The sequence below is a fragment of the Streptomyces sp. NPDC030838 genome (genome assembly GCF_055572035.1).
Map to the genome: position 1 here is coordinate 91,480 of NZ_JBVIED010000017.1, position 11,849 is coordinate 103,328.

Sequence of the window (11,849 nt, forward strand, 5' to 3'; positions counted from 1 at the left end):
CCGCCCGTTCCGCCGATGTCTTTCGGTCAGTACGGCCAGATCGGCGGCTCGGTCACGAAGTGGCCGCCCAGGCAGGCGTGCGCCGGGTTGTCCGGGTCCAGCTCGCCCTGCTCGGCGATGAGCTTCTCGGCGTACGGCTCGGAGTCGTCCTGCGGGTCGTAGCCGAGCGCCCGCGCGGTGGACAGGTCCCACCACAGGCGGGTGTTGGCGGAGGAGCCGTAGACGACGGTGTGGCCGACGTTCTCGGCGGTCAGGGCGGCATGGAAGAGGCGGGCGCCGTCGGCCGGGCTCATCCACACGGACAGCATGCGCACGCTGGTCGGCTCGGGGAAGCAGGAGCCGATGCGCACCGAGACGGTCTCCAGGCCGTGCTTGTCCCAGTAGAACTGCGCCAGGTCCTCGCCGAAGGACTTGGACAGGCCGTAGAAGGTGTCCGGGCGGCGCGGGGTGTCGACGGGGATGAGGGGGTCGTCGCCCTGGGGGCGCGGGGTGTAGCCCACCGCGTGGTTGGAGGAGGCGAAGACGATCCGGCGGACGCCCTCCTCGCGGGCGGCCTCGTAGAGGTGGTAGGTGCCCTCGATGTTCGCCTTCAAGATCTTCTCGAAGGGGGCTTCCAGGGAGATGCCCGCGAGGTGGATGATCGCGTCGACGCCCCGGACGGCCTCCCGGACGGCGTCCTTGTCGGCGAGGTCGGCGACGATCGCGTCCGGCGCGTCCTCGATGGGGCGCAGATCGAGCAGGCGCAGCTCGTAGCCGTAGTCCGGGAGCAGGTCCCGCATCAGGGTGCCGAGCCCGCCGGCGGCGCCGGTGAGCAGAACGGTGCGGGGAGCGGGCATCCTCGGGTCTCCTTGCATCGCCAGCCGTGCACATGCGCGCGTCGTGCACATGCGCGTACGGCATTCATATTCGTGGACACGCTAAGAGGGGCCGCACCGCCCGTCAAGTGTCGCGCGGAAGCGCGAAATCCGCTGGTGTGTCGGGGGTTGGCGTGCTTGACCCGCCTCCTGGGGGCGGCTTAGCGTGGGCGGGTTCAGAAATGTGGACGTAGATCAAGCATATAGATATGCAGGACCTCATGGATCCCTGGGAGAGCCCGTGACGTCAGCCCCTCTCGCCGCCCGCCTCACCCTGCCCAGCGGCCCGCTGTTCTTTCCCGTCACGGCCTTCGGCCCGGACGGAGCCGTCGACCTCGACGTCTACCGCGCGCATGTGCGCCGCGGGGTGGAGGCCGGCGCCGCGGCGGTCTTCGCCTGCTGCGGGACGGGGGAGTTCCACGCGCTCACGCCCGAGGAGTTCCAGCGGTGCGTACGGGCAGCGGTCGAGGAGACCGCCGGGCGGGTGCCGGTCGTCGCCGGGGCGGGCTACGGCACCGCGCTCGCCGTACGGTACGCGCGGCTCGCCGAGGAGTCCGGGGCCGACGGACTGCTCGCCATGCCGCCGTATCTCGTCGTCGCCGGACAGGAGGGGCTGCTGCGGCACTACCGCGAGATCGCGGCGGCGACCGCGCTGCCCGTGATCGTCTACCAGCGCGACAACGCCGTCTTCACCCCCGCGACCGTCGTCGAACTGGCCCGCACCGAGGGGATCGTCGGCCTCAAGGACGGCCTCGGCGACCTCGACCTCATGCAGCGGATCGTCAGCGCCGTGCGCACCGAAGTCCCCGGCGACTTCCTCTACTTCAACGGCCTGCCGACCGCCGAGCAGACCCAGCTCGCCTACCGGGGCATCGGCGTCACCCTCTACTCCTCCGCCGTCTTCTGCTTCGTCCCCGAGATCGCGCTCGCCTTCCACCGGGCCCTGCGCACCGGCGACGACACCACCGCGCACCGCCTGCTCGACGGCTTCTACCGGCCCTTCGTCGAACTGCGCGCCCAGGGCCGCGGCTACGCCGTCGCCCTCGTCAAGGCGGGCGTACGGCTGAGCGGGCTGGACGTCGGTGAGGTGCGGCCCCCGCTGCACGAGCCGAGCGAGGATCATGTCAAGCAGCTCGCTCAGCTGATCGAGCGGGGACATGCGCTGCTGGAGGAGACCAAGTGAAGGCGTCGGCATTCGTCTACCCCTGGGACGTCAACGGCGACCCGCAGGCCCCGGCACTCCTGGCGGACCTGGGCGTACGTCAGGTGACGCTGGCCTCCGCCTATCACTCGACGCGCGCCCTGACGCCCCGCCACCCCGCCCATCGCATCGTCACCGCGGAACACGCCGCCGTGCTCTACCCCACCGGCGCCCGCTGGGCGGACCGCACCCTGCGCCCCTACCCGGCCGGTGCCTGGGCGCCCGAGGCGGACGCCTACGGCGAGGCCGCCGCCGCGCTCGCCGACGCCGGCCTGGAGACGCACACCTGGGTCGTCCTCGCGCACAACTCCCGCCTGGGCGCCGAACATCCGGAGACCTCGGTCGTCAACGCCTACGGCGACCGCTACCCCTGGGCGCCGTGCATCGCGCAGCCCGCCACGCGCGCGTACCTGGTCGACCTGGCCGCCGAGGCGGCGGTACGGCCCGGGGCACGCGGCACCGAGCTGGAGTCCCTCGGCTGGTACGGCCTCGCCCATCTGCACGCCCACGACAAGACCGGCGGGGTCGGCCTCGGCGAGGCGGGCCAGTACCTGATGTCCCTGTGCTTCTGCTCCGACTGCCGCGCGGGATACGCCGCCCAGGGCCTCGACCCCGACGAGCTGGCCGCCGCCGTACGCACCGCGCTGGAGCCGCTGTGGCAAGGGGCGTCCTCGTCCTCGTCCGCGGACGACGGAGGCTGGACGGCCGTGGAGAAACTGCTCGGCGACACCACCGCGAACGCCACGCGCGCGTGGCGCGACGAAACCGCCCGCACGCTTCAGGAGGCGGCCGTCGCGGCGGTCCGCGCGGAGGCCCCTGACGGCTTCCGGATCCTCCTCCACGCCGACCCGGTCTCCTACCACTGCGGCGCCAACGCGGGCGTCGAACCCGCGCACATCCTGTCCGTCGCGGACGGCGTGGTCGTGCCCTGCACGGGCGGCGCGGGCCTGCTCACCCCCTTCGCGGAGCAGCGCCGCGCGGGCGCCGTCCTCGCCGCCAACTTCACCGTCGTCTCCGGCATGGGCGGCAGCCCCGCCACCCTCGCCACGGACGCCGCCCGTGCCCGAGACCTCGGAGCGACGGAACTGCGGCTGTACCACGCCGGGTTGGCGTCGGACGGCGACCTGGCCGCGGTGCGCTCGGCGCTCGCCGGGCTGTGAGGTGGGCTTGACCGGACCGCGGCTTGGTCACGTGGGGTTGGCGTCGGACGGCGACCTGGCCGCGGTGCGCTCGGCGCTCGCCGGGCTGTGAGGTGGGCTTGACCGGACCGCGGCTTCGTCACGCGGGGTCGGTGTCGGACGGTGGCTTGGCGGTGGTGCGGTCGGTGCTCGCCGGGTGTGGGAACAGCGGGGCCGCCGTCGCCGCCAAGGCGAGCCCCAGGGCGGCCAGCAGCAGCCGGTGATCGACCAGCTCGACCAGGGCCGCGCCCGCCGCCAGGCCGGCCACGTTCGGCGTGAACACCAGCGTGTTGGCGGTCGCGGTGACCCGGCCCAGCAGGGGCCCCGGTGTGCCGCGCTGCACGGCGGTCAGCGTGGCGATCAGCACGGCCGGCAGCCCCGCGCCGATCGCCACGCCGCACACCAGGGCCAGCGGGTCGGACGGCACCGCCCGCAGCGCCACGGCACCGGCCGTCAGCGCGATACCGGCCGCCGCGAAGCGGCGCTCGCCCAGCCGCCGCAGAGCGGGCCCGCAGAGCAGCCCGACCGCGACCGAGCCCGCGCCCTGAGCGGCGTACAGCACCCCGGCGTACGCGGGCGAGTGCCCGAGGTCGTCGACCACGGCGTAGAGCAGTGCCCCGCTCAGGCCCGCGCAGAGCATCGTCGCCCCGCCCGCCAGCACCAGCGGGCGCAGCCCGGGGTGTGACCACAGATACCGCGTGCCCTCGGCCGTCCGCGCCCGGCGCCCGCCGACGGGCGGCTCCGGCCGCTCCTCGCGCACCCGCAGCAGCGCGTACAGCCCCGCGGCGACCACGAAGGTCACCGCGTCCAGCGGGGCCACGCCCGCCCCGCCGTACGCCGCGTACAGGCCCGCGCCCGCCAGGGGGGCCAGCAGCTTCATGCCCTCGGTCGCCGTCATGCGCAGCCCGTTGAAGTCGCCGAGCAGCCGGCCGTCGATCGCGGCGGCGACCAGCGCCGACTCCGCCGCGTCGTGGACGACGCCCGCCGCGCCGTAGACCGTCAGGACCGCGAAGAGCAGCCACAGGTCTTGCGGCGCGTCGATCGTGAAGAGGGTCGGCAGGAGGGCGGCCAGGAGCAGGCTGCTGCCGATCAGGAGAGGTCTGCGGCGGGTGCTGTCGGCGAGCGTGCCCAGGAGCGGGCCGGCCAGGGTCGGGGCCCACATCGCCAGCAGGCACAGCGCGGCCAGCCCGTCCGAGCCGGTGAGGTCCTTCACCCACACGCCGGACGCCAGCCACAGCGCGGAGGTGCCGAAGCCGGACACCACCACTCCCGAGAGATACAGCGCCGCGTTGCGGTCGCGCAGGACGCGGGTCAGCGGCCAGGCAGTCCTCCGGGAGGCCCCGGACATCTCGGTCGTCTTCTTCGTCATGCCTGGCCATCGTGGGCCTAAGGACCGGGGGCCGGGATCGGGAAGGTGCCGTACAAGAGGCCCGGTTGCAGCCCTCACTGCCCCGCGTGACGATCGAAGGGGAGCGTACGCGCGTGTGCGAAAACAGGGCCGGCCACAGAGGGGGCTCGACGAGAGGGCACCGGGGGGGGGACCGCGACGAGAGGTTATGGCCATGTCACAGCTGGAACGGTTCCACTATCACGCGGGGGAAGACCCGCGGGTTCCCGGCGCGCACGTGGGACCGGCGGCGATCCGGGCCATGGAGGGCTATGAGGGGCCCGAGGGGTACGACACCTTCAACTCGCCCGAGTCCGCGGCCCGTTTCTATCTGGAGGAGAAGCTCGTCCAGCAGGACGTGCCCGGCCTGCGCGCCGCCGTCCGGGAGGACCGTCCCGAGAAGGCCCCGGATCTCGCGCTGCGCGGGACGCGCCGCCAGGCCGGCACGGGCACGACCCTGGTCCGCTTCGAGCAGACCCGCAAGGAGATCCCCGTCTTCGGCGCAGAGGCCCTGGTCGAGGTCGACGAGAACAACCAGCTGGTCTCGATGGACTGCCGGCTCGGCGAGGTGACCGACGTCGGCTCCGTGCCCGAAGTGTCGGGCACCCAGGCGCTGGAGCGGGTGAAGGAGGCGACCGGGAGCACGGTCACCGCCGAGGAACTGCCGCCGCCGGCACTGACGTACGTCAGCCAGGACGACCGCTGGCACCTCGCCTGGCATCTGCGCGGCGTGCCGGCCCAGCTGCCGGAGACGCGCCGTGGCGACCTGCCCGGCCACGGCCTCGGGCGATCCCCGCGCGACGACTTCCCGCTCACGGGCTATCTCGTCGATGCGTACTCCGGCGAGATCCTCCAGTCGTACGGCATGACGCCGACGATCGCGGTGCCCACCCGGCTGGAGGGCGCGGACGAGGTCGATGCGCGCCACCAGTTCCGGGGCAGTCGGCAGGACGGCTCCTACCTGCTCCACGACAGGTGGCGGGACATCGCCACCTACGACCTCGGCTTCGCCGACGTGGAGCGAGTGACCCAGCTACCCGCCTCGGCGATCGGCTCGGCGCAGGCGGACTTCAGTGCCGCCCACCGCGCCGGTGTCTCGGCCCACGTCAACGCGGAGCGCGTGGAGAGCTTCTACCGCGAGGAGCTGTTCCGCGACGGCATCGACGACGCCGGCATGGCTCTGGTCTCCGTGGTGAACTGCATCTACCAGAGGGACGAGCCGGGGCCCGAGTGGCGCAACGCCGTCTGGATGAACGGGCGGATGTGGTACGGCCAGATCTCCGACGGGACGCGGCTGGTCAGTCTGGCCCGCCACCTCGACATCATCGCCCACGAACTGACCCATGGGGTGATCGACCACTCCAGTGACCTCATCTACCAGAGCCAGTCCGGCGCCCTGAACGAGTCGCTGGCCGACACCATGGGCGTCATCATCGCCAACTGGTACCAGGCGGCCGACCGAGGCGATGTGCGCACATGGAACTGGGAGATCGGAGCCGGGCTGCGCGGCCGGGGGGTGCCGCTGCGCGACATGAGCGATCCCTCCCGGACCGGGGATCCCGCCCACATGCGCGACTACCTGCGCACCACGGGGGACTACGGGGGCGTGCACACCAACAGCAACATCCACAACAAGGCGATGCACCACCTGCTCACCTCGGTGGACGAGGCGGGCAACCCCGTCCTGAAGGGCGAGGAATGGGCGCTGCTCATCTATCTCGCCCTCGTGCGGCTGCTGAAGCAGTCCGATTTCGCTGACATGCGGCAGGCGCTGCACGACGTGACCCAGACCTATCTCGCCGGGAACACCACGGCACGGACAGCCACGCTGACCGCCATCGACGACGCCTACCAGAAGGTCGGCATCGGCTGAGGAGACCTGAGCCGGGCGGGGCCGCGGCGATGAGTCCCGTCGTCGTCGCCGGTCTACCTCCCAGGACCACACCTGAGGAGCATCGATGACCGATCCGACCGGCACCACCCTCGACCTCGGACCGCAGACGGCGATCCTGGCCGGCCTCGCCGTCGGCGTCCGCGACGGGCAACTGGCGGACACCACCCCCTGCCCGCGGTACACGGTGCGCGACCTGCTCGGCCACCTGGCGGGGCTGGCCGCCGCCTTCCGCGACGCCGCCCGCAAGGACCTGGGCGTCACGACCGACACCGATCCGAACTCTGCCGGGCCCGTCCTCGGACCCGGCTGGCGCACGGAACTCCCTGAGCTGCTCGGCGAACTGGCCGAGGCCTGGCGCGACCCGGCCGCCTGGACCGGTATGACCCGCGCCGGGGGAGTCGACCTGCCCGGCGCGGTCGCGGGCCTCGTCGCCGTCGACGAGCTGGTGATCCACGGCTGGGACCTGGCCCGCGCGACCGGCCAGGACTACGCCCCCGACCCCGCCGCGCTCGAGGCCTGCCACGCCTTCCTCGCGAAGGCCGCCGAGGACCCCGACCGCGGCGACATCTTCGGCCCCGTCGTACCCGTCCCGGCCGACGCGCCCCTCCTGGACCAGGCGGTGGGCCTCAGCGGACGGGACCCGGGCTGGATGCCGTAGGCCGACGTCCGGGCTGGATGCCGTGAGCCACGTAAGTCAGACGCCCGGGTGGGGGCTCGTCAGCAGGACGCCCGGGCTGGACGCCGTAGGTCGGAAGCCGGGACTGGGTGTCGTAAGCCGCACGGCCCGGCCGGGCGACGTAGGCCAAGCGCCGGGGTGGGAGCCGTAGGCCGGATGCCCGGGGCAGCCGCCGCACATCAGAAGCCGGAGCTGGACGCCCTGAGCCGGCCCCCGGGCGGGATGCCGTATCAACCAAACCGCCGGGTTTGACGCCGCAAACCAAACCGCCCGGGCTCGACGCCGCAAGCCAACCGCCAGGGCCGGACGCCGCACACCAGACGCCCGGCCGGACACCGTGCCACCCAGTCCCAGGCACCGGAATCAGCAAGCAGGCTCGATTGCCGAAACGTACCCTCCCCGCATGTCTCTCACCCTCACCGTCCTCGGCACCGCCTCCCCGCACCCCGCCCCCGGCCGCCCCTGCTCCGGCTATCTGCTGAGTGCCCCGGGTGGCACCGAGGTGTGGGTGGACGCCGGCACAGGAACCTTCGCGGAGTTGCAGCGGCACACGGATCCGGCGCGGCTGAGCGCGATCTGGATCTCGCATCTGCATGCGGACCACAACGCCGATCTCCTGGCCGCCTTCTACGCCCTCGCGTACGGCGGTCTCACCCCGCCCGCGCCGATCCCCGTGTATGCGCCGACGGGCTGCGCACAGCGGCTGGCCGGGTTCTTCGGCCGCCCGGACCCGGACTTCCTGGGCGGTGTCTTCGACTTCCGTCCCCTGTCCGACGGCCACACCGCCCGCCACGGAGATCTGCTCCTCACCTCCCGCGCGGTCGTGCACGACGTCGAGGCCTACGGGCTGCGCGCCGAGTCGGACGGGCGCGCCCTCGCCTACTCCGGCGACAGCGGACCCTGCCCCGCGCTCACCGAACTGGCCCGTGCCGCCGACCTGTTCCTCTGCGAGGCCGACATCGACGCACATCGCGAAGGCGAACAGGTGCATCTGACCCCGGAGGACGCCGGTGCCGCCGCCCGCGCGGCCGGCGTACGGGAGCTGCTCGTCACCCATGTCGGGCCCACGCTCACCCCGGAGTCGGCGACCGCCCGCGCCGGTGCCGCCTTCGGCGGACCCACCCGCACCGCACGCGCGGGCGCCACGCATCACCTCTGAAGCAACCTCAACTTCCTTTGTCAGAAGCATTGACGAAACACGGGGCCACTCCTACCTTCAACGCGTCGTACTTCGTACGTCATATATGAGACGCGATACGCGATATCCGAGAGGCGCGCATGACCTCTGTGCCCACGCCGATCCCCTCCCGCACGCAATACGTGCTGGAAGGGATCAAACACCGCATCCTCACCGGACAGCTGACGCCGGGTCAGGCCCTGGTCGAGACCGAGCTGGCCGCGCAGTTCGGGGTCTCCAAGACCCCGGTGCGCGAGGCGCTGAAGACCCTGGCCGGCACCGGACTGGTGGTGATGAGCCAGTACAAGGGCGTCACGGTGCGCATGGTGGACGCGGACATGGCGCGCGAGGTCTACGACGTGCGGCTGCTCCTGGAGCCCGAGGCGCTGCGCCGCACCGTGCGCCGCGGCGCCTCCCTGGACGCCGCCCGTGATGCGCTGACCAGGGCGGACGACGCCACGGACACCGCCGAACGGTCGCTCGCCAACCGGGAGTTCCACCGCGCCCTGTACGTGCCGTGCGGCAACCCGCTGCTCGGCCGGATGCTCGACGAGGTCCGCGACCAGGCGGCTCTCGTCTCCGCCGTGGCCTGGGCCGCCGATCCCTCCTGGGAGCGGGAGGCCAACGAGCACCGCGAGATCCTGCGGCTCGCCCTGGACGGCGACGCCGACGGCGCGGCGCGCGCCCTCCACGCCCATATCGCGTCCTTCGTCGAGCGGGCCTTCCCCGACGCGCAGGGCGAGGCCCAGGGAGAGGACGGTCAGGCATGACAACGACGTTCGAGACCCAGCGGGCGGCCCTGGCCGACGTGGTCGCGATCCCGGTGACACCGTTCGCCGAGGACGGCTCCGTCGACCAGGACACCCACCGGGCCCTGCTGCGTCGTCTGCTCGACGGGGGCATCACCACCCTCACCCCCAACGGCAACACCGGGGAGTTCTACGCCCTGACGCCACCCGAGCGGCAGCTCGTGACCGAGCTGACCATCGACGAGGCCGGCGACCGCGCGGTGATCCTGGTCGGCGTCGGCCACGACGTGCCGACCGCCGTGGCCTCCGCCCGGCACGCCCGCGAGCACGGCGCGCAGATGGTGATGGTGCACCAGCCCGTCCACCCGTACGTCTCGCAGAGCGGCTGGGTCGACTACCACCGCGCGATCGCCGAGGCCGTGCCCGAGCTGGGCGTCGTCCCCTACATCCGCAACGCGCAGCTGCACGGCGACCGGCTCGCCGAGCTGGCCGACGCCTGCCCGAACGTGATCGGCGTCAAGTACGCCGTCCCGGACGCCGCCCGCTTCGCCGCCTTCGCCCGGGACGCGGGTCTGGACCGGTTCGTGTGGGTGGCGGGGCTCGCCGAGCCGTACGCCCCCTCGTACTTCTCCGCGGGCGCGACCGGCTTCACCTCGGGGCTGGTGAACGTCGCCCCGTCCGTTTCGCTGAACATGATCGAAGCGCTTCGATCCGGCGACTACCCGGCCGCCATGAAGGTCTGGGAGCAGATCCGCCGCTTCGAGGAGCTGCGCGCCGCCAACGGCTCCGCCAACAACGTCACCGTCGTCAAGGAGGCCCTGGCCTCGCTCGGCCTGTGCCGCCGCGAGGTGCGCCCGCCGAGCAGGCCGCTGCCGGAGAACGAGCGGGCCGAGGTCGCCGCCATCGCCGCCGGGTGGTCCATATGAGCGAGCCGAGAAAGCGTCCCGAGGACCTGCGCAGCCACCAGTGGTACGGCACCGACGGACTGCGCTCCTTCAGCCACCGCGCCCGCACCCGCCAGCTCGGCTACCTCCCCGAGGAGCACCTGGGCAAGCCGGTCATCGCGATCCTCAACACCTGGTCCGACATCAACCCCTGCCACGTCCACCTGCGCGACCGCGCCCAGGCGGTCAAGCGCGGCGTCTGGCAGGCGGGCGGCTTCCCGCTGGAGTTCCCGGTCTCCACCCTCAGCGAGACCTTCCAGAAGCCGACCCCCATGCTCTACCGCAACATGCTCGCCATGGAGACCGAGGAGCTGCTGCGCTCCTACCCGGTCGACGGCGCGGTGCTGATGGGCGGCTGCGACAAGTCGACGCCCGCCCTCCTCATGGGCGCGGCCAGCGTCGACCTCCCGGCGGTCTTCGTCCCCGCCGGTCCGATGCTCCCCGGCCACTGGCGCAACGAAGTCCTCGGCTCCGGCACCGACATGTGGAAGTACTGGGACGACAAGCGCGCCGGTCTCATCGGCGACTGCGAGATGCAGGAGCTGGAGAGCGGCCTGGCCCGCTCGCCCGGCCACTGCATGACCATGGGTACGGCGTCCACGCTGACCGCCGCCGCCGAGGCCCTCGGCGTGACGGTGCCGGGCGCCTCCAGCATCCCGGCCGTCGACTCCGGGCACGACCGGATGGCCGCCAAGGCGGGCATGATCGCCGTCGAACTGGTCCACCGGGACCGGAGGCTCAGCCACATCCTCACCCGTGACGCCTTCGAGGACGCGGTGACCACCGTGCTCGGTCTCGGCGGCTCCACCAACGCCGTGATCCACCTGATCGCCATGGCCGGCCGCGCGGGCGTGAAACTCACCCTCGACGACTTCGACCGCATCGCCCGCACGGTCCCGGTCCTCGCCAACGTCCGGCCCGGCGGCCAGACGTACCTGATGGAGGACTTCCACTTCGCGGGCGGACTGCCCGGGTTCCTCTCCCGCATCCCGGACCTGCTCCACCTGGACCGGCCCACGGTGTCGTACGACACGATGCGCGAGCAGCTGGACGGCGCGCTCGTCCACGACGACGACGTCATCCGCCCCCGGAACAACCCGGTGGCCAAGGAGGGCGGGGTCGCCGTGCTGCGCGGCAACCTCTGCCCGGACGGCGCGGTCATCAAGCACATCGCCGCCGAGCAGCACCTGCTGACGCACACCGGCCCCGCGGTCGTCTTCGACGACTACAAGACCATGCAGCGCACCATCAACGACCCGGCGCTGAACATCACCGCCGACAGCGTGCTGGTGTTGCGCAACGCCGGCCCCAAGGGCGGTCCGGGCATGCCCGAGTACGGCATGCTGCCCATCCCCGACCATCTGCTGAAGCAGGGCGTGCGGGATATGGTGCGGATCTCCGACGCCCGGATGAGCGGCACCAGTTACGGCGCGTGCGTGCTGCACGTCGCGCCCGAGTCGTACATCGGCGGACCGCTGGCGCTGGTGCGCACCGGGGACCTGATCACCCTGGACGTCGAGGCGCGCAGCCTGCACCTGCACGTGGACGACGAGGAACTGCGAAGGCGCCGGGAGGCCTGGACCCCGCCGCCCACCCGCTACGAGCGCGGCTACGGCGCGCTCTACAACGAGCAGATCACCCAGGCCGACACCGGCTGCGACTTCGAGTTCCTGGCCCGGCCGGGCCAGGTGGCGGACCCCTACGCGGGCTGAGCCCCCGTCACGACGGCTCACGAACCCGGCACCACTCCGCACGTCGAGAAAGCGCTTCACCCGAACACGACCCACCG

10 protein-coding genes are annotated in these 11,849 nt (G+C 72.4%); 8 read left to right on the forward strand and 2 right to left on the reverse strand.

What is annotated here, in order from left to right; genetic code table 11:
• Window positions 1–26: 26 nt before the first annotated feature.
• On the reverse strand, window positions 27–836 hold the full coding sequence (locus ACZ42A_RS33630; RefSeq protein ID WP_468531096.1) for an NAD-dependent epimerase/dehydratase family protein: 810 nt from the start codon (window positions 834–836) through the stop codon (window positions 27–29).
• Between the two features lie 259 nt (window positions 837–1,095).
• Here ACZ42A_RS33630 and ACZ42A_RS33635 point away from each other — a divergent pair, with 259 nt between their 5' ends.
• The gene (locus ACZ42A_RS33635; RefSeq protein ID WP_468531097.1) at window positions 1,096–2,037 is read left to right on the forward strand and encodes a 5-dehydro-4-deoxyglucarate dehydratase; all 942 of its coding nucleotides are present in this window, start codon (window positions 1,096–1,098) and stop codon (window positions 2,035–2,037) included.
• The gene (locus ACZ42A_RS33640; RefSeq protein ID WP_468531098.1) at window positions 2,034–3,215 is read left to right on the forward strand and encodes a hypothetical protein; all 1,182 of its coding nucleotides are present in this window, start codon (window positions 2,034–2,036) and stop codon (window positions 3,213–3,215) included. Before ACZ42A_RS33635 ends, ACZ42A_RS33640 begins: the two co-directional genes overlap by 4 nt.
• Before the next feature lie 118 nt (window positions 3,216–3,333).
• Here ACZ42A_RS33640 and ACZ42A_RS33645 read toward each other — a convergent pair whose 3' ends face one another.
• Window positions 3,334–4,602: an MFS transporter gene (locus tag ACZ42A_RS33645; protein ID WP_468531099.1), complete on the reverse strand. Its 1,269-nt coding sequence runs from the start codon at window positions 4,600–4,602 to the stop codon at window positions 3,334–3,336.
• A gap of 193 nt (window positions 4,603–4,795) precedes the next feature.
• Here ACZ42A_RS33645 and ACZ42A_RS33650 point away from each other — a divergent pair, with 193 nt between their 5' ends.
• The 6 genes from ACZ42A_RS33650 to araD all read left to right on the forward strand — a co-directional run bounded on the left by ACZ42A_RS33650 (window position 4,796) and on the right by araD (window position 11,772).
• Window positions 4,796–6,493, forward strand: coding sequence for a M4 family metallopeptidase (locus ACZ42A_RS33650; protein WP_468531100.1), 1,698 nt, complete (start codon window positions 4,796–4,798; stop codon window positions 6,491–6,493).
• A gap of 85 nt (window positions 6,494–6,578) precedes the next feature.
• The gene (locus tag ACZ42A_RS33655) at window positions 6,579–7,172 is read left to right on the forward strand and encodes a TIGR03086 family metal-binding protein (protein ID WP_468531101.1); all 594 of its coding nucleotides are present in this window, start codon (window positions 6,579–6,581) and stop codon (window positions 7,170–7,172) included.
• 421 nt (window positions 7,173–7,593) lie between these two features.
• Window positions 7,594–8,349, forward strand: a complete 756-nt coding sequence (locus ACZ42A_RS33660) for an MBL fold metallo-hydrolase (protein WP_468531102.1) — start codon at window positions 7,594–7,596, stop codon at window positions 8,347–8,349.
• 119 nt (window positions 8,350–8,468) lie between these two features.
• Window positions 8,469–9,137, forward strand: coding sequence for a GntR family transcriptional regulator (locus ACZ42A_RS33665; protein WP_468531103.1), 669 nt, complete (start codon window positions 8,469–8,471; stop codon window positions 9,135–9,137).
• The gene (locus tag ACZ42A_RS33670; protein WP_468531104.1) at window positions 9,134–10,042 is read left to right on the forward strand and encodes a dihydrodipicolinate synthase family protein; all 909 of its coding nucleotides are present in this window, start codon (window positions 9,134–9,136) and stop codon (window positions 10,040–10,042) included. The genes ACZ42A_RS33665 and ACZ42A_RS33670 overlap by 4 nt, the downstream gene beginning before the upstream one ends.
• Window positions 10,039–11,772: an L-arabinonate dehydratase gene (gene araD / locus ACZ42A_RS33675; protein ID WP_468531105.1), complete on the forward strand. Its 1,734-nt coding sequence runs from the start codon at window positions 10,039–10,041 to the stop codon at window positions 11,770–11,772. Before ACZ42A_RS33670 ends, araD begins: the two co-directional genes overlap by 4 nt.
• Window positions 11,773–11,849: the final 77 nt, after the last annotated feature.

What these genes read in the sequence shown, in the direction of transcription:
- ACZ42A_RS33660 (WP_468531102.1), top strand. Translation starts at nt 7,594, where the DNA reads ATGTCTCTCACCCTCACCGTCCTCGGCACCGCCTCCCCGCACCCCGCC.
- ACZ42A_RS33650 (WP_468531100.1), top strand. Translation starts at nt 4,796, where the DNA reads ATGTCACAGCTGGAACGGTTCCACTATCACGCGGGGGAAGACCCGCGG.
- ACZ42A_RS33665 (WP_468531103.1), top strand. Translation starts at nt 8,469, where the DNA reads ATGACCTCTGTGCCCACGCCGATCCCCTCCCGCACGCAATACGTGCTG.
- ACZ42A_RS33655 (WP_468531101.1), top strand. Translation starts at nt 6,579, where the DNA reads ATGACCGATCCGACCGGCACCACCCTCGACCTCGGACCGCAGACGGCG.
- araD (WP_468531105.1), top strand. Translation starts at nt 10,039, where the DNA reads ATGAGCGAGCCGAGAAAGCGTCCCGAGGACCTGCGCAGCCACCAGTGG.
- ACZ42A_RS33645 (WP_468531099.1), bottom strand. Translation starts at nt 4,602, where the DNA reads ATGACGAAGAAGACGACCGAGATGTCCGGGGCCTCCCGGAGGACTGCC.
- ACZ42A_RS33630 (WP_468531096.1), bottom strand. Translation starts at nt 836, where the DNA reads ATGCCCGCTCCCCGCACCGTTCTGCTCACCGGCGCCGCCGGCGGGCTC.
- ACZ42A_RS33670 (WP_468531104.1), top strand. Translation starts at nt 9,134, where the DNA reads ATGACAACGACGTTCGAGACCCAGCGGGCGGCCCTGGCCGACGTGGTC.